The sequence below is a fragment of the Draconibacterium mangrovi genome, from assembly GCF_010586825.1.
Taxonomy (GTDB): domain Bacteria; phylum Bacteroidota; class Bacteroidia; order Bacteroidales; family Prolixibacteraceae; genus Draconibacterium; species Draconibacterium mangrovi.
In genome coordinates, this window is record NZ_JAAAGB010000006.1 from 261,829 (window position 1) to 282,354 (window position 20,526).

The 20,526-nt window shown below is 41.5% G+C and carries 23 protein-coding genes; 15 read left to right on the forward strand and 8 right to left on the reverse strand.

Annotated elements, in window-relative coordinates:
* Positions 1-6: 6 nt before the first annotated feature.
* Positions 7-2,040 (reverse strand): methionine--tRNA ligase, encoded by a 2,034-nt coding sequence (gene metG, locus G4420_RS16140; protein WP_262888335.1) that lies wholly within the window; start codon positions 2,038-2,040, stop codon positions 7-9.
* A gap of 218 nt (positions 2,041-2,258) precedes the next feature.
* Between metG and G4420_RS16145 the strand changes: the two genes are divergently transcribed.
* The 7 genes from G4420_RS16145 (at position 2,259) to G4420_RS16175 (ending at position 7,537) form a co-directional block, all read left to right on the forward strand.
* Positions 2,259-2,912: an HAD hydrolase-like protein gene (locus G4420_RS16145; RefSeq protein WP_163324974.1), complete on the forward strand. Its 654-nt coding sequence runs from the start codon at positions 2,259-2,261 to the stop codon at positions 2,910-2,912.
* A gap of 69 nt (positions 2,913-2,981) precedes the next feature.
* Entirely contained in the window at positions 2,982-3,893 is a 912-nt protein-coding gene (locus G4420_RS16150) for a S66 peptidase family protein (protein ID WP_163324975.1), read from the forward strand.
* Between the two features lie 305 nt (positions 3,894-4,198).
* The gene (locus tag G4420_RS16155; RefSeq protein ID WP_045031588.1) at positions 4,199-4,561 is read left to right on the forward strand and encodes a YraN family protein; all 363 of its coding nucleotides are present in this window, start codon (positions 4,199-4,201) and stop codon (positions 4,559-4,561) included.
* Positions 4,562-4,746: 185 nt separating this feature from the next.
* Positions 4,747-5,097 (forward strand): MmcQ/YjbR family DNA-binding protein, encoded by a 351-nt coding sequence (locus tag G4420_RS16160; RefSeq protein ID WP_045031590.1) that lies wholly within the window; start codon positions 4,747-4,749, stop codon positions 5,095-5,097.
* A 23-nt stretch (positions 5,098-5,120) separates the two neighbouring features.
* Positions 5,121-6,185 (forward strand): C1 family peptidase, encoded by a 1,065-nt coding sequence (locus tag G4420_RS16165; protein ID WP_163324976.1) that lies wholly within the window; start codon positions 5,121-5,123, stop codon positions 6,183-6,185.
* Complete coding sequence (locus tag G4420_RS16170; RefSeq protein WP_163324977.1) at positions 6,185-6,391, forward strand: RNA-binding S4 domain-containing protein; 207 nt, start codon at positions 6,185-6,187, stop codon at positions 6,389-6,391. Before G4420_RS16165 ends, G4420_RS16170 begins: the two co-directional genes overlap by 1 nt.
* Positions 6,392-6,643: 252 nt before the next feature.
* Positions 6,644-7,537 carry a nucleoside hydrolase gene (locus G4420_RS16175; RefSeq protein ID WP_163324978.1) on the forward strand — a complete coding sequence of 298 codons (894 nt, stop codon included), beginning with the start codon at positions 6,644-6,646 and terminating at the stop codon, positions 7,535-7,537.
* A gap of 160 nt (positions 7,538-7,697) precedes the next feature.
* Here G4420_RS16175 and G4420_RS16180 read toward each other — a convergent pair whose 3' ends face one another.
* The 3 genes from G4420_RS16180 to G4420_RS16190 form a co-directional block, all read right to left on the reverse strand.
* On the reverse strand, positions 7,698-7,907 hold the full coding sequence (locus tag G4420_RS16180; RefSeq protein ID WP_045031599.1) for a dodecin family protein: 210 nt from the start codon (positions 7,905-7,907) through the stop codon (positions 7,698-7,700).
* 144 nt (positions 7,908-8,051) lie between these two features.
* On the reverse strand, positions 8,052-8,423 hold the full coding sequence (locus G4420_RS16185) for a DoxX family protein (RefSeq protein ID WP_163324979.1): 372 nt from the start codon (positions 8,421-8,423) through the stop codon (positions 8,052-8,054).
* A 151-nt stretch (positions 8,424-8,574) separates the two neighbouring features.
* Entirely contained in the window at positions 8,575-9,696 is a 1,122-nt protein-coding gene (locus G4420_RS16190) for an HU domain-containing protein (protein ID WP_163324980.1), read from the reverse strand.
* 152 nt (positions 9,697-9,848) lie between these two features.
* On the opposite strand from G4420_RS16190, the gene galE reads away from it, so the two are divergent.
* Positions 9,849-10,877 (forward strand): UDP-glucose 4-epimerase GalE, encoded by a 1,029-nt coding sequence (gene galE / locus G4420_RS16195; protein ID WP_163324981.1) that lies wholly within the window; start codon positions 9,849-9,851, stop codon positions 10,875-10,877.
* A gap of 245 nt (positions 10,878-11,122) precedes the next feature.
* Here galE and G4420_RS16200 read toward each other — a convergent pair whose 3' ends face one another.
* Positions 11,123-12,394 carry a PAS domain-containing sensor histidine kinase gene (locus tag G4420_RS16200; protein WP_163324982.1) on the reverse strand — a complete coding sequence of 424 codons (1,272 nt, stop codon included), beginning with the start codon at positions 12,392-12,394 and terminating at the stop codon, positions 11,123-11,125.
* A 103-nt stretch (positions 12,395-12,497) separates the two neighbouring features.
* Between G4420_RS16200 and G4420_RS16205 the strand changes: the two genes are divergently transcribed.
* From G4420_RS16205 to G4420_RS16230, 6 genes are all read left to right on the forward strand, one after another.
* Positions 12,498-12,818, forward strand: a complete 321-nt coding sequence (locus G4420_RS16205; protein WP_163324983.1) for a hypothetical protein — start codon at positions 12,498-12,500, stop codon at positions 12,816-12,818.
* A gap of 344 nt (positions 12,819-13,162) precedes the next feature.
* Positions 13,163-14,218, forward strand: a complete 1,056-nt coding sequence (rfbB, locus tag G4420_RS16210) for a dTDP-glucose 4,6-dehydratase (protein WP_163324984.1) — start codon at positions 13,163-13,165, stop codon at positions 14,216-14,218.
* A 176-nt stretch (positions 14,219-14,394) separates the two neighbouring features.
* Entirely contained in the window at positions 14,395-14,865 is a 471-nt protein-coding gene (locus tag G4420_RS16215; protein ID WP_163324985.1) for a lipocalin family protein, read from the forward strand.
* Between the two features lie 10 nt (positions 14,866-14,875).
* Positions 14,876-15,562, forward strand: a complete 687-nt coding sequence (locus tag G4420_RS16220) for an OmpA family protein (RefSeq protein ID WP_163324986.1) — start codon at positions 14,876-14,878, stop codon at positions 15,560-15,562.
* A gap of 129 nt (positions 15,563-15,691) precedes the next feature.
* Entirely contained in the window at positions 15,692-16,315 is a 624-nt protein-coding gene (locus G4420_RS16225) for a 30S ribosomal protein S16 (RefSeq protein WP_163324987.1), read from the forward strand.
* A gap of 346 nt (positions 16,316-16,661) precedes the next feature.
* Positions 16,662-17,189 (forward strand): ribosome maturation factor RimM, encoded by a 528-nt coding sequence (locus tag G4420_RS16230; protein ID WP_163324988.1) that lies wholly within the window; start codon positions 16,662-16,664, stop codon positions 17,187-17,189.
* Here the strand turns inward: G4420_RS16230 and G4420_RS16235 are convergent.
* Positions 17,163-17,597, reverse strand: a complete 435-nt coding sequence (locus tag G4420_RS16235; protein ID WP_163324989.1) for an acyl-CoA thioesterase — start codon at positions 17,595-17,597, stop codon at positions 17,163-17,165. The genes G4420_RS16230 and G4420_RS16235 overlap by 27 nt on opposite strands.
* Positions 17,598-17,784: 187 nt before the next feature.
* Here G4420_RS16235 and G4420_RS16240 point away from each other — a divergent pair, with 187 nt between their 5' ends.
* Positions 17,785-18,489 (forward strand): head GIN domain-containing protein, encoded by a 705-nt coding sequence (locus G4420_RS16240; RefSeq protein WP_163324990.1) that lies wholly within the window; start codon positions 17,785-17,787, stop codon positions 18,487-18,489.
* 178 nt (positions 18,490-18,667) lie between these two features.
* Here G4420_RS16240 and G4420_RS16245 read toward each other — a convergent pair whose 3' ends face one another.
* The gene (locus tag G4420_RS16245) at positions 18,668-19,231 is read right to left on the reverse strand and encodes an L-threonylcarbamoyladenylate synthase (protein ID WP_163324991.1); all 564 of its coding nucleotides are present in this window, start codon (positions 19,229-19,231) and stop codon (positions 18,668-18,670) included.
* Positions 19,232-19,345: 114 nt separating this feature from the next.
* Entirely contained in the window at positions 19,346-20,455 is a 1,110-nt protein-coding gene (locus G4420_RS16250; RefSeq protein WP_163324992.1) for a glycosyltransferase family 4 protein, read from the reverse strand.
* Between the last annotated feature and the right edge of the window lie 71 nt (positions 20,456-20,526).

Here is a 20,526-nt window from a genome sequence, read left to right on the forward strand (position 1 = left end):
AATTGGTTAGCGTATTTCTGATCCGTTTTTAACAGCCTTATCCGGCGAAACGATTGACAGCGTTCCGTCAGCATTTTCAGCACAAAGGATCATTCCCTGCGATTCAATACCACGCAATTTTTTCGGTGCAAGATTTACCAAAATAGAAACCTGTTTTCCAATCAACTCTTCGGGCTGGTAATACTCGGCAATACCCGAAACAACAGTTCTTTGATCGATTCCGGTGTCGATTTTTAGCTTCAGCAGCTTTTTGGTTTTGGCTACTTTTTCGCATTCGATTACGGTTCCGGCACGAACGTCCATTTTTGCAAAATCGTCGAATTCTATGTTTTCTTTTGCTGGCGCTGCTTTGGCTTCTGCTATTTCGTTGGCTTTTTTGGTGTTGGCCAGTTTTTGCAGTTGTGCCTCGATTACGTTGTCTTCAATCTTTTCGAAAAGTAATTCCGGCTTGTTTACTTTATGGCCTGTTGGTAACAAATCAGTTTCGCCCAGTTTTACCCAATCCATTTTCTCCAAATTCAGGAAGCCACGTAGTTTATCCATGCTAAACGGAAGGAATGGCTCCAGACAAATGGTAAGGTTGGCGGTAATCTGCAAACAGATATTCATAACTGTTTTTACACGCTCAGCATCGGTTTTTATCACTTTCCAGGGCTCTTCGTCGGCCAGGTATTTATTACCCAAACGCGCCAGATCCATTGCATTTTTCAGCGATTCGCGAATACGGAAACTGTCGATACTCTTTTCAACCTCGCCTTTAATGTTTGCAATTTCGGCAAGTGTTTCCTTGTCGTGGTCGGTCAGTTCTCCGCGGGCAGGAACTTCGCCTTCGTAATATTTCTGCGTAAGTACCAGTGCGCGGTTTACAAAGTTGCCGAGCACAGCTACCAACTCGTTGTTATTTCGGTTCTGGAAATCTTTCCAGGTAAAATCGTTGTCCTTAGTTTCCGGCGCATTGGCAGTCAATACATATTTCAGCACATCTTCTTTACCCGGGAATTCTTCCAGGTACTCGTGCAACCAAACCGCCCAGTTTCGTGAAGTTGAAATTTTATCGTTTTCAAGGTTCAGGAACTCATTGGCCGGCACGTTTTCAGGCAGGTTGAATGTTCCTTCCGCTTTCAACATACTTGGGAAAATGATACAGTGGAAAACAATATTGTCTTTTCCGATGAAGTGCAACATGCGGGTTTCCGGATCTTTCCAGTAAGTTTCCCAGTCTTCGGTCAATTCTTTTGTTGCTGAAATATAACCTATAGGTGCATCAAACCAAACGTAAAGCACTTTGCCTTCAACGCCTTCAACAGGCACAGGCACACCCCAGTCGAGGTCGCGGGTTACGGCACGTGGCATTAAACCACTGTCGATCCACGATTTGCACTGACCGTAAACGTTGGTCTTCCACTCTTTATGGCCTTCCAGAATCCATTCTTTTAACCACGGTTCATACTGGTCGAGCGGCAGGTACCAGTGTGTGGTTTCTTTTAAAACCGGCTGGTTCCCGCTAATGGTTGAAGTTGGATTGATCAGCTCGGTCGGGCTCAAAGAAGTTCCGCAGCTTTCGCACTGGTCGCCGTAAGCTTTTTCGAAACTACATTTTGGGCAGGTACCAATAATATAACGGTCGGCCAAAAACTGGTTGTTGGCTTCATCGTAATATTGTTCTGATGTTTTTTCAACAAACTTACCTTCGTCGTACAATTTCTTAAAAAACTCAGAAGCAGTTTCGTGATGAACCGGAGAACTTGTGCGTGAGTAAACGTCAAACGAAATACCAAATTTCTCGAACGAATCCTTAATAATTCCGTGAAAGCGGTCAACCACATCCTGTGGTGTAATGCCTTCGTTTTTAGCCTTCAGCGTAATGGGTACACCGTGTTCGTCAGATCCGCCAATCATAATTACATCCTCGTTTTTCAGGCGAAGGTAACGTGCATAAATATCGGCAGGAACATAAACTCCGGCCAGGTGACCGATGTGGATCGGACCATTGGCATAAGGTAGTGCTGTGGTAATTAGGGTACGTTTGAACTTACTCATAATTCTATTTTGGCGGAATCGCGATAAATGCAAACTTCTTCGTTGTTATAAAATTTTAAAATCCTCATTTACTTCAGTAGACTCCGGTTTTAAAATTTCTCACGCCTCGAATTTTATCATTTCTGGCGATTCCATTTTTAACTGATTTTAGGGCTGCAAAGATAACAAAATTCAGGGAGCAAATTTAAAACTATTACCTTCGCAAAAATTTTAGTTGAATGGCACAATTTTCACACATTATATTCGATCTCGACGGTACGCTTACCGACAATACGCTGGGCATAAAAAACTCGCTGAAATATGCGCTGGAGCAAATGCAGGTAGACGGTTACCACGAGAATATTCTGGATACTTTTATCGGACCTCCGCTGCAGTGGGGGTTTAGCACGCAGTTTGGAATGAACGAACGCGACACAAAACTGGCGGTTGATTATTTCCGTGAATATTATGGCGAACACGGTTGGCACCAGAATGATCCGTACGATGGTATTATGGAGTTGCTGGCCGAGTTGGACGCGCAGGGAAAACGAATGTATGTGGCCACTGCCAAACTGGAAAAGTATGCCAACAAAATTATCGAGCATTTTGAAATGGATCGCTACATTATTCAGTTGAAGGGGGCGGATTATCATGCAAAAAAGGCCACGAAAAATAAGATCATAGCTGATGTACTAACCATGCAACAACTGGTGCCGTCGAAAGAAATTGTAATGGTTGGCGATACGGTTTATGATATTGAAGGCGGTAACGAAAACGAAATTTCTACCATTGCAGTGGGTTACGGTTTTGGAAAAGAGGAAGATTTAAGTGCTGCCAATCCTGATTATTTTGTGGAGGATGTGGACGAACTGTTTGAGCTGTTAACTCTTTAATGTTGTTTGCCAATTACTTTGTATTTTTGATTGATTTAAATGTCAATCACCTTATTTCAGATAAAATTTATGATTACACCACAACCCATACAACCCGGCTCAATAATCCGAATCGTTTCTCCGGCCGGAAAAATTGATGAAAAACATGTTATGCCAGCTGTTAACTGGTTGGAAGAACAAGGCTACACCGTAAAATTGGGCAAACACGTTTTCGCCCAACATTTCCAGTTTGCCGGAACTGACGAACAACGTGCTGCCGATGTGCAGGAAGCACTTGACGATCCCGATTGCGACGCCATCATCTGCTCTCGTGGCGGATACGGAACAGTGCGTATCATCGATCGGCTCGATTTTTCGAAATTCCTTAAAAAACCAAAGTGGCTGGTAGGTTTTAGCGACATTACCATTTTGCATTCGCGCCTGCATAATCTTGAAATTCCTACAATCCACGGAGTGATGCCGCGCTACTTTTTTGATGACAAAGGCGAACCAAAAGAAGATCTCACCTCGATGATGGCGCTGCTAAAAGGCGAGGGGATCAGTTACAATATTGCTTCCACTGAGTTTGATCGTCAGGGTAAAGCGTCGGGACAATTGGTTGGTGGAAATTTGTCGATAGTTACCAGTTTAAGCGGCACTAAATATGACATTGATACGGCCGGTAAAATCCTTTTTCTGGAAGATATTGACGAGTTTTTGTATCATACCGACCGGATGGTTCATCAACTGAAATTAAGTGGCAAACTGGATAATCTGGCCGGATTGATTTTGGGTGATTATACGGATATGAAAGACAATGAATCGCCTTTTGGGCAAACGGTGCATGAGATTTTTACCGAAGCAGTGAAAGAGTTTGACTACCCGGTTTGTTACGGATTTCCGGGAGGACACGATAAAAAGAACCTGGCACTTGCTTTTGGCCGCGATTGGGAACTGGAAGTTGCTGTAAGCGGAACCAGGTTGAGATTGAAAGGAGATTGAGCACTGAAAGTGTGAGATTATGAGAATCGAACCCGCGAGAGGATAAAGGTGATTACTGAATTGTAAAATTGATAAATTGTAGCTCAAAACCGTTTGTTTTTTTCCCTCGGTGCAACTCTTTTACTTCTCGGAGTAACTCTGTGGTAAAATCAACTGGATTGAAAAAGATGGATGAGAGATTGAGCACTGAGATGGTGAGAGAACCAAAGAATTGACAAACGGCTAAATTGTAAAATTGCTTTTCTCCTTTGTACTTTTGCCTTAATACTATTACCTTGAACACTGAACTTTAAACGCAGTATTACATGGTATCAACACGCGAATTAGGTGATTTGGCTGAGGGCCTGGCACAGGATTATCTTCGAAAGCTGGGTTACGAGATTAAAGCCACCAACTGGTACCACGGGCATTTGGAGCTTGATATTGTTGCGCAGGATGGTGACGAGCTGGTTATTGTAGAGGTGAAAGCGCGGTCGGGATTACGATACGAACACCCATCGGAAGCAGTAACCAACTCCAAAATTAAACGCATTGTTGAAGCGGCCGATGCCTATATTATCGAACACGAGAGCGAACTGGACACCCGTTTCGATGTAATTACTGTTATTTTCTTTCAGCAAGGCCATGAGCTGGAGCATTTTAAAGATGCATTTTATCCGACGATGTAAAGTGGCGAAAATTCAGGATTATTCAAAAGTCACCCCTCTTTAGTTCTCCCCTCGAGGGGAGATGTCGAACACGGTGAGACAGTGGGGTGAATGAAGAAAGAATAATTAACATTCAATTTTTAACCACCACATCATTTTTATTTCTTCCCGATTCTACTATTTTTAGGCTTTCCAAAGAAGGTATCATGAATATTGAAGAGATCCGCGAGTATTGCATCCGGAAAAAGGGAGTTACCGAAAGTTTCCCTTTTAATGAAACCACATTGGTTTTTAAGGTGATGAACAAGATGTTTTGTTTGCTGGGCCTCGATGATCACCGGGTAAGCTTAAAAAACGATCCGGATAAAAATATTGAGCTAAGGGCACAATTTCCGGCGATCTACGAGGGCTATCATTTGCACAAACAAATGTGGAATACCATCGAATTAAACGGAACAGTTCCGTCAAAACTGATGGCTGAAATGATCGACGAATCGTATGATTTGATTGTTGCGAGCCTTACAAAAAAGTTAAAAGAAGAATTAAAAAATTTATAAGCACTATTATGAAATTATTGTCAATGTTAGCAGCGTTACTACTTATGGTTTCAGCTGTTTACGCAGAGGGAGAGAAAGAAGATTTTACCATCGTAAAAGAGGTGAAGCATACACCGGTTATCAGCCAGGGACGCACAGGAACCTGCTGGAGTTTTGCTACTACCAGTTTTTTGGAATCGGAGATTATGCGCAAAGGATTTCCCGAAACCAATTTGTCGGAAATGTTTTTTGTGTATTACAACTATAAAAACAAGGCGTTTCAGTACCTGCTTTATCACGGTAAAAACAATTTCGGAGAAGGAAGTTTGTCGCACGATGTTTTAAAAGTGGTGGCCGACCAGGGCGTAATGTTATACGATGAATTTCCCGGAATTCAGAAGGATGGTAAATACAACCACTCGGCTTTGATTAAAGAGCTTCGCGATGAAACGGATAAAATCGACAAGGAGAAAAGAGGCCAAATGGATGTGTCCGATTTAAAAGCATTGAAGTCGGCCTTAAAAAACGAGTTGGGCAAGTTGCCGGAGAAAGTGGAGCTGGAAGGCAAAAAATATTCGGCATTGGAACTTCGCGATAAATTTGAAATAAATGCGGATGACTATGTGGAGCTTACTTCGTTCAGTCATCACCCGTTTTACGGACAATGTGTTGTTGAAGTGCCTGATAACTGGGCGCACGAATCATACTACAATCTGCCAATCGATGAATTATTGGAGGTTATGTATTATGCACTGAACAACGGTTATAGTATTGCCTGGGACGGCGACACCAGCGAAGAAACTTTTGTGCACAAAAAGGGAAAAGCCGATGTGCCGAAAAAGTTACAGGGAAAAGTGGATCAGGAAGAACGCCAGAAAACGTTTTACGACCGCACAACAACCGACGACCACCTGATGCACCTGGTAGGTTTATCGAAAGATGCCGATGGAAAAGATTGTTTCTACACCAAAAACTCGTGGGGTGCCGAAAGTAACGCTTATGGTGGTTACCTGCATATGACCGAAGATTACGTGCGCCTGAAAACCATCGGAATTATGGTGCATAAAGATGCCATTCCTGATGCGGTAAAATCAAAACTTGGAATATAATGCGCGAATTTCAGCTGAGCACCGAATATATTGAACTGGTAAAACTGTTAAAGCTTTTGCGATTTGCGCAAACGGGCGGCCATGCAAAAATCATTGTCGAAGATGGCGAAGTTATCCGCAACGGTGAGCCCGAGTTCAGAAAAAGAGCCAAACTGGTGAAAGGCGATGTGCTCGAAATAATGGGAGAAACCATTAAAATTGTATAGCCAAAAAGCTGCTGTTAAATAAAGAAGACGAAATCACAGCTTGAAAAAGATATTCGAGATAAGCGCTTAGCGGATTTAAGCGCTTAGCGCTTTTTTTGTAGAGCGTATTTCTTTGGTTTCCAATCTGCGCGTGTCAGTTAAATCAGCGTTGTTAGCGTTCGTTTTATATGAATTCTCTCCGCGCTGAGATTTCTAAAGTAAATGATGTTCAAAATATTCAATACATTAGTCAATCTAAATAACCGTTCGCCCATGTTTAAAAAGATTTTAGCACTGTTGTTGATAAGCCTTGTTTGTAATGCATTTGTGTCGGCGCATTCCGGCAAACCCAAATACCACGTAATAATTGATACCGATGGTGCGATTGACGACATGCGGGCGATTTCAATGTTTCTGGCGCAAAATGATACGCGCGTTTTAGCCATCACCTGCTCGCAGGGAACACTGGCTCCCGATACCATTTTTGTTAAGGTGCACCAATTGCTTGCGGCTTTGCATTACGAGGGAATTCCGGTTGGATTGGATAAAAGACTGGATAAAGATTTGCCGTCCTGGGCTGCGTACACACAAAAAATAAAATGGGCATCGGAGGAAAGAGAGTCATCTACTTCACCTAAAATCCGTTCGACAGAATTGATTTCATCGGTGTTGAAGGATTGTCCCGAAAAAATTACTTTGGTGGCACTGGGTTCACTTAAGACTTATGCCGAATTGGTAGAACAACATCCGGAATATGTTGACAAAATCGAACGAATTGTTTGGTACAATAATCCGTATATCGATACCGATTTTAATGAATCGGTGTCGCCGGAGAGTTACACTTATTTCAAGCAAAAGAACATTCCGCTGGAAGTGGTAGGGAATAACACCGATCATTACAATGTTGATGAGGCATACCTAAAAACGATCAAAAACGCAAACTCCAAGTATGCACAACAGATTGCCTGGGTGCACCAACATCCGGAGATTGTTTCGCGAATGCAAGCAGAGCATCTGCAGCTCTGGGATGATCTGGTGGCGCTTTATGTGGCGGTGCCCAATCTATTTCAAACTGAAAAGGCGGGAGGTGAAGTGCGTTATGTAACCGTGCAAAACGATCTGCCCGATGAAGTGGTTAACACAGCCATAGCTAACATGTTGGAATAGGACAACAATCCGGGAGTTTAACAACTTTCCTTTTTGAAGTTGATTTGTAAATAAATTCTATTGGCGCTACAGCCAAAACCATTTGTTTCCCGAAAGCTACTCCGGGAATTGTTTCGGATGCTTCAAGCGTATTCGTTTGGGGAATGTTTTCTGCAACTGATTAGTTTTCGTACTTAAACGATACTTTTAGTTTTACACGATAACATTCAATTTCACCTTCGGTAATATGAATGTCCATTTGGCACACTTCTGCAATTCGTAAATCGCGCAATGATTTTGATGCCGTGCTTATGGCATTTTGTGCTGCTTGCTCCCACGAAACGGGACTGCTTCCAATCAGCTCGACAATTTTGTAAACGCTGTTAGGCATAACTTTCGTTTTTTTGGTTATTACTATGTTCAAAATGGTTTCATTATGTACGAAGCGTAACCATAATAGTTTAATGCGCACAGCTTTAAATTTAGCTGAACGATAAAATCAAAAAAAAGAATAAGTAAGAATCAGGGAAGTGTGCTATAGTCTAACCAGAAATAATCGGCCGGCAACAACAAGCAAGAGCAGAACCAAAACGATGATATTAAATATCAGGTCTTTTGTTTCTTTTCTTTTTGAATGCACAAAGGTGGCCATAACCATAATAATGGTAAGCCCTATGGCCGCTATCGGGATTAAAATTTCGAGAGTAGAATAAACGCCTGGCAGGAAAAGTCCTAAGCCGCCCAGCACCTCGAACGCACCAATTAATCGCAGTCGTTGTTCAGTGAAATCTTCGATCCATTCGAAAACTTTTATTAGGCTGTCTTTAGTCAAAACAAGTTTCAGTGAACCTGTAGTAAGAAAGAGAGCTGCAATAATAATTTGGATAATCCAGAGCGCTATATTCATAATTACAGTTTTTAATTAGCGTTGAGTCTTTTATTATTTTAATGGATTAACTGTTAAATAGTAACCCAATATTAATTAAATTGTTGCTTTGTTCTAACAATCCATTACTTTTTTTTAGTCTTTTACAATTATTTGAGATAAGTGTAAAAGTTTATTTTTTGTAAACCCAAACTTCCGACCCCGGATTGTCTTCCATATATTTCACCTTAGCAGCATCGGCCTCGCTAAAAGTTTTATAGCCGGCAATACCTACAATAAAGAAACGACCTTTTTTCCCAACATGAAAAGCTTCGTACCCTTTTTGCTGCAACTCGAGCAAATAATTATCGGCATTTTCTTTTACCGAAAAACTTCCGCCAACCAGGTAATACTTAATCGAGTCCTGTTCTTCAGGCAGCATTTCAACAACTTCGGGAATATTTTGTGTGGTGTCGGCAGCCAAAGCTGTTTCTTCTTCGGTCATGGATAAGGTGTCGGTTGCGACCGTATCAACAACGGCTGTCTCCATTGCGGCCTTCGATTCTTCGATAGTATATGTTGGAGGCAGCATTTCTTCTTCGTCTCCATTGGTGTTGTTAAATCCTTTCAAATAAATAAAAACAGAAACGGCAAGTAAAGGAATAATTATGAGCAGAAACAGCCACGGCTTTCTCTTTTTTACTTCTTTTTCCTTTGTTAGAACTGCTTGTTTTTCTTCTTTAATCTCCGGCTCTAAAACCACCGGCTCTTCCGCAACGGGTTCATCTTGTGGTTCAGGTTCTGTTACTTCTGGCTCATTTTCCGGTTCTTCTTCTGCATCAACAGATGTTTCTTCTTCTGGTATTTCTTCTGTTTCTTCTTCCGGTTCTTCAACAGGCTCCGGTTCGCTTATCGACATGGCACCAAGGCCAAACGAATCGAGCAGCATATTTTCTTCTTCCGATGCTTCAAAAACAATTTCTCCCTGTTCGTTGTGCGAAAGTGTACCCACTCCTTCAACAAAAACCTTGTCGCCTTTGTCGAGTTTAAAAAGCATCTCGTCGCGTTCTTTTTCAATACGAACCAATGCATTAAAATGCGATATATGCAGTTTCTCGGCAATATGGCCAACCAGTAATCCGTCGTTGTTTTTTAGTTGCCCGTTAAACGAAATGGTTTTCGACGGAGGTTTAATCTCGTCGCTCTCATCGCTAATCTCTGCCGGCTTGTATTCCGAAACAAAAGCACCCAACCCGGGAATGATTACAATATCGTGCTGTAACAGAAGTGTGTATATTTCTTTTCCGAAGCTCACTTGAATGAATTTAGACGGTAAAATTACAAAACATAAAGTAAACTCCAACTGCCCAAAAATTAAGTTTTTACAAAAGCCTGCTCCTTAAGCAGGTAAACGATAGATTTCTGCATTGTTTTTTTCTACTTTTGCTGGCTAAATCAATAAAAGTAATGGCAAAAAAGATTTTAGTTACAGGCGGAACCGGGTACATTGGTTCGCATACCGTTGTTGAATTACAGGATTCGGGCTACGATGTTGTAATTGTCGACGACCTTTCAAATTCAAGTATTGAGGTACTGGATAACATCGAAAAAATTTCAGGAATAAAACCGGCATTCGAACAGTTTGATTTGGCCGATGCTGCAAAAACCGACGAATTTTTTAGCCGTAATTCCAATATCGAGGCAATTATTCATTTTGCAGCCTCGAAAGCAGTTGGCGAATCGGTGCAAAAACCTTTGTTGTACTACCGCAACAACCTGGTGTCGTTGATGAACCTGCTGGATTGCCAGTTAAAATACAATGTGGCAAATATTGTATTCTCGTCGTCGTGTACAGTTTACGGCCAGCCTGATGTGTTGCCTGTTACCGAAGATACGCCACGCAAAGATGCCGAGTCGCCATACGGAAACACCAAACGTGTGAACGAAGATATTTTAAGCGACAGCATTGCCGCTTTCCCGCAATTAAAAGGAATTGCACTGCGCTACTTTAACCCGATTGGGGCACATCCAACAGCACTGATTGGTGAATTGCCGCTGGGCGTACCACAAAACCTGGTGCCCTTTATTACTCAAACAGCTGCCGGATTACGCGACGAGCTAAAAGTTTTTGGCGATGATTATGATACGGTGGACGGATCGGCCGTTCGCGATTACATTAACGTGGTTGATTTGGCCAAAGCGCACGTTGTTGCTATTGAGCGACTGCTGGAAGGCAAAAACAAAAAGAATTACGAAATTTTTAACCTGGGTACCGGAAACGGACTTTCAGTGCTGGAAATAATAAACGCTTTTGAAAAAGCAACCGGTGTTAAACTGAATTACAAAATTGTTGGTCGTCGTGCAGGCGATATCGAAAAGATTTGGGCCGACACTACTTTTGCAAACGAAGAACTGGGCTGGAAAGCTGAAAAAGGAACAGAAGAAACGCTACTTTCGGCCTGGAACTGGGAGAAAAAAGTGCGTGGAATAAAGTAAGACAATCATAATTGCATACATTTCGCCGGGCGACTTGCAGCTTATGCAGCGTTACCCGGCGATTTTATTTAGTGAGACCCAAAGTACAGGAGAGAAACGAACTGTAATTTGATGGTCGAACTAATCCCGGTAGCGGAGCGTATCGGGATAAATGAGATAATACTCCGATGCTTTCATCGTTATTAAACTACGCTCCGTATTGATACCTCAATAGCTTGCTGCGAGGTAGTTCATTTTCCGTTTGTTTATTCCGACTGTGGCAGTTCTATGTAAAAGGTACTTCCTTTTCCGGTAGCTGATTCAACATAAATATTACCCTTAAGTTTTTCGGTAAAATCTTTGCATATTTTTAGTCCAAGGCCTGTCCCTTTTTCATTCCCGGTTCCCGGCAGCGTTTCGGCAGTGTCTTCTTTAAAAATATTCTTCAACTGATCCGGGTTCATTCCTGTTCCTTCATCTTTAACCGAAATTACTGGTGTACCGTTTTCGTTTATTTGGCAATCAACATAAATATTCCCCTTTTCAAACGAAAATTTAATAGCATTGGCCATTAGGTTGCGCAGAATGGGCTGTAGGAATCTTTTATCCGTATAAATCGAAAGATCGTCAGGTACCTGATTGATAATATTCACACCTTTTAACTCGGCTCTGCTAGAAACCTGTTGGCTTACGACCTCAATAATCTTATTCAGCGATACACGAACAGGATTAAATTTAATCTGGTTGGTTTCGAGCGTAGCCCAGTCGAGTATATTCAGAAGCAGTTCATCGGCTTGCTTCGCCGATTGCTGAATATGCGAAATAAATTCTTGATCTTTCTCTTTTCCCAATCCCGAGTCGGAAAGTAATATGTCCGAAAGACCAAAGATATTGGCGTAAAAGCCTCTCAGATCGTGCCCGATAACCGAAAACAATTTGTTTTTTGAGGCGATAAGCTCTCTCAGTTCATTCTCTGCTTTTTTCCTCTCGGTGATGTCTCTTACATAAACGATCAAACGTTTATCTCCGTTAAGGTTAATAAATTTGGTGTTTATCTCGGTCGGGAAAATCGTCCCGTCCTTTTTTTTGTTTACACGTTCCACATACACCTCACCCGTTGCCATTTCTTCCGGAATTATATCGGGCAGCATTTTAGCAAATTCATCCGGAACCAGATCTCTTATCGACAGCTGTAGCATCTCTTCGCGGGAGTAACCAAACATTTTGTGCCCCATGGTATTACAATCCAAAATTTCCCCACGCTCATTCTCCACATATATTCCATCGAGCGACAAATCAATCAGTGTTCTGAATTTAATTTCACTTTCCTGTATGCTTCTGTTTTTTTTCTGGTTCTTGTTAATCAGAAGCGCAATAAAAAATCCGGTAATTCCACCAAACACGATGGATAGTGCCAGGGTTGGAAAAGTAAAAGGATTAATTTTTAAGAATAAGAATTGAATGAAAGATAACAGAAAGATTATTGATATACCGCTTGTAATCCCTGTAAAAAGTTCCGGTTTAGATTTAAATCTCATTAATTTTTTAATTTAGGTGACATAAATATAGAATTTTTATTGACTACATTTATAAGCTGATACTTCTCAAATTTACACGATGTAAAACCCAAAATCAATAAGAATGGCCTACATTACCGACGCACGTAAACGCGATTTTGTTAAACAAATCACCATTTTCACCGAAACTAACAAAGATGTTTTGATAGCTGCAGGATTCGATCCAAGCGAGCGGATTGAAGAATTAAAAGCCAGCTATGCCGAAGCTATGATGAATAAAGAAAAACAGATTGAAGCGATGGCTCAGGCGAAGGATGCAACAAAAAAAGCGCAGCTATCATTGCTTGAGTCTTATTCCCTGGCTTCGAAAACGGTGGAATTGTTTACCGGTTTGCTGGGAAAGGATGCTACTTTGGTGACACAAATTAAAAAGCTGCGGAAATAGTTTAAGAAGACAATCCCTGGGGTTGAAAGTCTTCCAACTCTGGTTGATTGCTTGCCTACATTAGTTGGAGGCTTGCCAACTTAGGTTGATTTCTTATCAACCTAAGATGATTATATATCAACCATGGTTGATTGCCTGCCAACCATAGTTGATAGCCTTCCATCCTAAGTAAATTCCATGACAACCTTAGTTGGTTGCTTTCCAACCAAGGTTGATTGCGAACCAACCAAAGTTGATTGAGAGTCAACCTTGGTATGTGCCGCGTCATCCTTTATCTTTTTCTTGTTGAAGTGTTTTTCTATATCTGGCGAAAAGTCTACTTTTGATTTTCAAAACAATTAAAGATGAGCAAGACAATACTTATAACTGGTGGAGCTGGTTTTATCGGATCTCACGTGGTTCGTTTATTTGTAAATAACTACCCCTATTACAAAATTGTAAACCTCGATAAACTAACCTATGCCGGTAATCTTAATAATTTAAAAGATATTGAAGACCAGCCCAATTACGAATTTGTAAAGGGCGATATTGTTGACAGTGAGTTTATTCAGCAACTGTTTGAAGAACGTCAGTTCGACGGGGTGATTCACCTGGCTGCCGAATCGCATGTTGATCGTTCGATTTCGAACCCGACCGAGTTTGTTTTCACCAACGTTATTGGCACGGTTAATTTGCTGAATGCTGCAAAACATATCTGGAAGGATAATTTTGAAGGCAAACGTTTCTACCACATTTCAACCGATGAGGTTTACGGCTCGTTGGGCGAGGAAGGAATGTTTACCGAAAAAACAGCTTACGATCCGCACAGTCCGTACTCGGCATCAAAGGCCAGTTCCGATCATTTTGTACGTGCCTATAACGATACTTTTGGTGTGCCGGCGGTAATTTCTAACTGCTCGAATAACTATGGTTCGTTTCAGTTTCCCGAAAAATTGATTCCGCTTTTTATTCACAACATTAAAAACAGCAAACCGCTGCCGGTTTACGGTAAAGGTGAAAACGTGCGCGACTGGCTTTGGGTGGTTGATCATGCCCGCGCCATCGATGTAATTTACCATAAAGGCGTAACTGGCGAAACCTACAATATTGGTGGTTTTAACGAATGGACCAACATTGACCTGATTCGGGTAATGTGCCGCAAAATGGATGAAAAGCTGGGCCGTCCTGAAGGCGAATCGGAAAAACTGATCACTTATGTGAAAGACCGCGCCGGGCACGATTTACGATACGCTATTGATGCCACAAAGATTAAAAACGAACTGGGCTGGGAGCCATCGCTACAGTTTGAAGAAGGTATTGAGCGTACCATCGACTGGTACCTCGAAAATACCGCGTGGCTCGAGAATGTAACTTCGGGCGACTACCAGAAATACTACGAGCAGCAGTATGTAAAAAGATAATTTAAACCAACCAGTGATACGATCACTCCGGGTGATAGTATCACTAATTTTTCATAAAAAAACAGAAAAGGAGATACAACAATGTGTCTCCTTTTCTGTTTTAGAAATGATTATTGTAACTTGTACGAACACAAAAATTCCGTTCTCAAAAACAAACAAAATTTAAAAGAATAAACATGAAACAAACATTTCTATTGCTGGCGCTTGTGGCTTTATTGGCGGCGTGCACCACTACAAAACAAGTAAGGAGTTCGCAGAAAGGTTTAAAAGGCAACTGGACATTGTCGTCGATTACAACCGACCAGGGAAACAAAGTGGAAATTAAAGAGCTGTTTAACCAGGCATCGCCCGATTGTTTCGAGGGTAGCGAATGGACCTTCGTTAGCAATAACAATTCCGGCACCTACTCGTTTATGGACGTGGCCTGCGTGAACTCCACCCATTCGATTAAATGGTTTATGGAAGAAGATGGCCAGGACATTTACTTTTTATGGAAATTTATTCCCGATGGAGTGAAGCCAAAAGATGTAACTGCCGGTTATAAGCTTAAATTAATTTCTGAATCGGAGACCGAATTTGTTTTGGCACAGGATGCTTCGTTCGAGGGCAGCATCATTTCAATTTATTATCAATTCGTAAAAAATTAAGATCACAGTTATGAAGAATAAAACATTATTGGTACTTGTCCTTTTTGTGGCAGGAATACTTTTGAATAGTTGCAGCTCGTTGCAAAATGCCAACAGCTCGCAAAAAGGTGCAGGAATCGGTGTAGCTGCTGGAGCTGCTTTAGGTGCCTTAATTGGCGGAAAAGATAACCGTGCGGCAGGCGCTTTAGTTGGTGCTGCCGTTGGTGGTGGTGCCGGTGCAATTATTGGTAAACAAATGGATAAACAGGCCGAAGAAATTGAAACAACAATGCCCGGTGCCGAGGTGGTTCGCAGCGAAGAAGGAATTCAGTTAATTCTGGATGAAAATGCTGATGTGCGTTTTGGTTTTGATAGTTCTGATCTTACAGCTGATTCAAAGGCAAATGTTGGCAAACTGGTTGAGATATTTAATAAATACCCGGATACCGATATTCTGGTAATTGGGCATACCGACAGCGACGGTGCCGAAACGTACAATCAAACCTTATCGGAAAAGCGTGCGGCATCGGTTGTTAGTTTCCTCAAATCAAATGGGATTGTGGCTTCGCGTTTGAGTTCGGTAGGAATGGGCGAATCGCAACCACGGGCAACCAACGATACCAAAGAGGGAAAAGCTCAAAACCGCAGGGTAGAGTTTACCATTACGGCTAACGAAGACATGGTAGATGCTGCAAAAGCACAGGCTGGCGAGAATTAATTTTGGTGTCGTTTTCTGAGTTCAGATGTTAAGAAATGAAACGACTATGAAAATTGTATTGCAAAAGTTTCAGGAACAGAAATTTATACTATCTTTGCGCCACATTTTTCAAAATTTAAAAATAGAATTATGCCAGTAAAAATGAGATTAGCGCGACACGGTCGCAAACGCTACGCATACTACCACATTGTAGTAGCTGATAGCAGGGCGCCACGAGATGGCAGGTACATTGAAAGAATTGGCACGTACAATCCTAACACTGATCCTGCTACTATCGATCTCGATTTTGACAAAGCTTACGACTGGCTTGTTAAAGGCGCACAACCAACCGACACTGTAAGAGCAATTTTGTCTTACAAAGGTGTATTGTACAAAAAACACCTGATGGGTGGAGTTAAAAAAGGAGCTTTCGATGAAGCTGAAGCTGAAAAACGTTTAGAAAGCTGGATTGCAGCAAAGGATGCTAAAATTCAGGCAAAAATCGACCGTTTGGCCGGTGATGCCGCTGCAGAAGCTGAAAAACAACTGGACGCTGAGAAGAAAGTCAACGAAGAAAGAGCTGCCGCTATTGCTGCAAGAGAAGCAGAATTAGCCGCTGAAGTTGCCGCTGCCGCTGCTGCTGAAAAAGCAGAAGCAGAAGCAGAAGTAGCTGAAGAGGAAGAAGTAGTTGCTGAAGTTGAAGAAACTCCTGAAGCTGAAGCACCTGCTGTTGAAGAGGAAGCTTCGGAAGAAGAAAAAGGTGCGGAATCTTAAGAAAGACAACTCATCTTATTATAGAAAACCATCCGTCGGCTGACGGATGGTTTTTTTTTGAAAGTACAATAACAATTTATAGCAAAATCTGCTTCAAAATTTGTAGACTCACCCTGATTGTGCCTTCGACACAATCGTCCCACTCTTCGGGAGAAGAGAGGGAATGAGGGAGAGTTCGCTGAAAATTTGCATTGCTTTCATCACAGTTGTTGATTCACAGGAATCACGATTGTTTTTTGTGTTTATAGTCTTCGTTTCACCTCTTTCGAAAAAAATTATGTTGCAAATTTTTGGAACTTTCTACTTATAACTACCGTTTCAAGTGAAAATGCTTTACTTTTGAAGTATGGAAACGATACCAAAAACCGATTGCCAAAAAGTTGGATTCTTCAGAAAAACGCATGGCGTGCATGGCGAAGTAGTCCTGGAGTTTGACGAACAGTTTGAATATTCAGTGGAAGATAGCGACCGCTTTTTTGTCGAACTTGATGGTTTGCTCGTTCCTTTTTTCATTGAACAAGATGGTTTCCGATTCCGTTCATCCAAAACGGCAATTGTAAAGTTTGATTGGGTTGACGACGAAAAATACGCCAAACGCCTGATCGGAGCCAGTGCCTACCTGTTTCATTCCGAGATTATTGATGAGCAGGAAGAAAACGAATCGATGTTTGAAGGCCTGATGTTAATTGACAGCAAACTAGGCGAAATTGGCATAATCGATCAAGTTGATGACTACTCAGGAAATATTGTTTTTACGGTTTCGTACAGGGGCGAGGAGTTGTTAATCCCGTTTCACGAAGAGATGTTGGTTTCATATAGCGAAAATGAAAGTACGCTAACCTTAAACTTACCCGACGGACTGATCGACGTTTAAGTCAGGCTCAAAATCTGCAAATTTCTTTCTCCAAACATCCGGGATCGGTTCCGAAACCCTGGCTTTCATATCAAAACAAACCATTACCGATTTACATATTGCCACCGGCTCTGTACTGTCTTGTTTGTATACAGCTTGTGTCATCTCAAGGCTTTTTTCACCCAATGATGACACCGAAGTAAGCACATGGATGGTATCCTCAAGAAAGGTTGGTTGCATGTAATCTACTTTTACCGAGGCAATTATCAATCCTTTGTGTGTCCAGCTAATAAGGTCGCCTAAAACTGTTCCGAAATATTTTAGACGGGCCAGATCAAAAAATTCCTGGTATTTGGCATTGTAAACATGGCCCATCAGGTCGATGTCGTTAAACCGGATCTGTACCGGTACACTATGTTCCTGTTTCATAAAATGCTTGCTTTATGAATTTAAAAGTGCAATTATTTTGTTGCGTGTGCAACTTTATTCCAATTGTCGCGTCATTAAAACGTAATAATAATATTGGCCGGAAAGATCATTGGAATTAGCCAATTATATGCACCAATTTTATTCCGGGTATTGAAAAATAAGAATTAGAAATTTAAATAGTAAAAGCATGAAAACCAGAATTTTAGTATTGAGCCTTTTTGTAATGGGTCTATTTATGGCCTCAACCGTTCAGGCCGAAGAAGAAACACGTGATGTGTCAAGTTTCTCGGAGATCAGTTTGCGAATTCCGGCAACTGTACATCTACAGCAGGGTAGTCCGCAAAGTGTACGGATAGAAGCAAAGCAGTCGACTCTTGAAGAAATAATTACCGAAGTAAACGGAAGTAAATTGATAATTCGTTTTCCGGGAAAAAGCATTTTTCAGCGCAATTACAAACCCGGCAGAATAGATATTTATATCACTGTGCCGGATGTAAATGGATTGGGTGTTTCGGGCTCGGGAGATATTTTAGCCGATGAGATTAAAGCACGAATTATCGACCTGGCTGTTAGTGGCAGCGGAAATATTGAAATTGAAGACCTGACATCTGATAAAGTAAAAGGAGCCATCTCAGGATCGGGTAATATTCAAATTGAAAGCGATGGAGTTGCCGATGAACTTTCTGTTTCAATTTCGGGATCAGGTAACTTTAAAGCCGATGGATTTGAAGCCAAAGATGTAACTGTTAGTACGTCAGGATCGGGCAATTGTAATGTTCGATCAAACGGTTCGCTAAAAGCACGAATCGCCGGATCGGGAAGTGTATATTACAAAGGCAATCCCAGAGTTGATGCGTCGGTAGCCGGCTCAGGCAGAGTAAAAAGTATGTAATCTAAGTGGATTAAAAATATTACAGGCCATCTGTTTATCAGGTGGCCTTTTTTTCTGAAAGTCCATCAAAAGATATCTTCGCAAATCTAAGGTTCTCAAAGAGAGGGAATGAGAGAGAGCTAGCTGAAAGTTTGTAATACTTTCATCATTGTTGGTAACTCCCGTGAATATGTATGTTTTATTTTCTAAGGATTTCGATTTGCCCGCCCGGCCCCAGTTTTATTACGCTTGATGGTTTCGATGGCATACGATCATCCTGCCGGTATTCCACAATATAATCAACTGCTTCTTTTATTTCCTCCGAAATTTCATCAAAAAATACCGACGATTTTTCGCCACTTTTATTGGCTGAAGTTGATACGATAGGCCGGCGAAAACGTTGCAACAGCTGACGCGTAAACTCTTCTTTGGTAAACCGAATACCGATACTGCCGTCTTCGGCAATTAAATTGGCAGCCAGGTTTTTTGCTCCGGGATAAATTACAGTGAGTGGGGTTGTGCTTACGTCAACCAAATCCCAGGCTACCTCCGGAACTTCATCGATATAACGATCGAGCAAAGCCGGATTCTCCATTAAAACCAGCATGCTTTTCGAGTCTTCGCGTTTTTTTATATCGTAAATGCGTTGTACAGCTTCAGCATTGGTGGCATCGCAGCCAATGCCCCAAATGGTATCGGTTGGGTAAAGAATGATACCCCCGCTTTTTAAAACTTCAACCGCCTTTTTTAAATCGTTGTGCATGTAATATACTTTTTTCTTTCATTTGACCCCCTATCTTCGCTTCGTTTCGATTGTCTCCGTCAGCTGACGGAGGACAGGCGCTTTGAAGAAGCGACAGAGGGGAATCTGAATCCCTTACTTTATTAATTCGGCGTACAAAGAAATCAATTTTTCAACATATTTTTTGGGTTGAAACTCATTGGCTCTGACTCGCCCTTTCATAATTAATTCCTTACGGAAATTGGTGTCGGTAAGTATCTTTTCAATGTTGTTGCCCAATTCTTCAATGTTGTGTGGCGAACAGAGTACAGCTGCATCGCCGGCGGTTTCCGGCAAACAAGAAGCGTTTGATGTAATTACCGGGCAGCCACAAGCCATCGATTCGATTACCGGAAGCCCAAAGCCTTCGAATACCGAAATATAAATGGATAATTGTGCCAGTTGATAAATGCCTGCCAAATCTGCTTCCGGAATATTTTTAAGGAAAATTACCCGGTTATGAAGTTGCTTTTCGGCAATGTATTTATGAATATCATTACAATACGAGGTTGGATTACCTACCAAAACCAGCGGTAACTTGATGTTTTTTTCGACCAGTGCTTTAATTATCGAAAGCTGATTTTTTCGCTCTTCAACTGTACCAACGGCCAAAATAAATTCGTTGGGGAGTTTATATTTTTCCTTGATCTTTCCGGTATTGGCATTCTCAAAAAACAGCGGCGAAATTGCTTGATGGAGAATTTCAATCTTTTCCGGGTCAACATCTACAAAATCGATAATATCGTCTTTGGTTTGCTGGCTGATGGCCAAAATTTTGGTAGCAGCATTACAGGCATATTTGGTTTTGTGGAAATAAATGGCGCGGTCGAGTGTTTTGTAAAACTCAGGATAACGAATAAAAATAAGGTCGTGAATAGTTACCAGTGTAGGGATGGAGGTTTTGTGAATTCCCTTGGGAAGTTCGTTGCTTAGCCCATGAAACAGATCGAGATTGTGATCCTTAATTTCGTCGCTCAGTTGCATCGAACGCCAGATTGCTTTTACAAATCCGGAATGCGCATTTTCCGGAACTACCACCTCAAATTTATTTTGCTCTTCCAGCATTGCGGCTTTAACTTCAGGGGAGAATAAAGTGTAATGGTGATCGGGGAAATATTTCTGAAGGGCATTCAAAGTATTCCGGCTGTAGTTGCCTAATCCGGAGGTATTCAGAAATGCTCGTTTTGCGTCGTATCCTATCTTCATCGTTTGTTGTTTAGTGTGCTTTTAAAAATACAAAAAAGGCCGGGTTTTGTCGCCCGGCCTCATTAATTTAT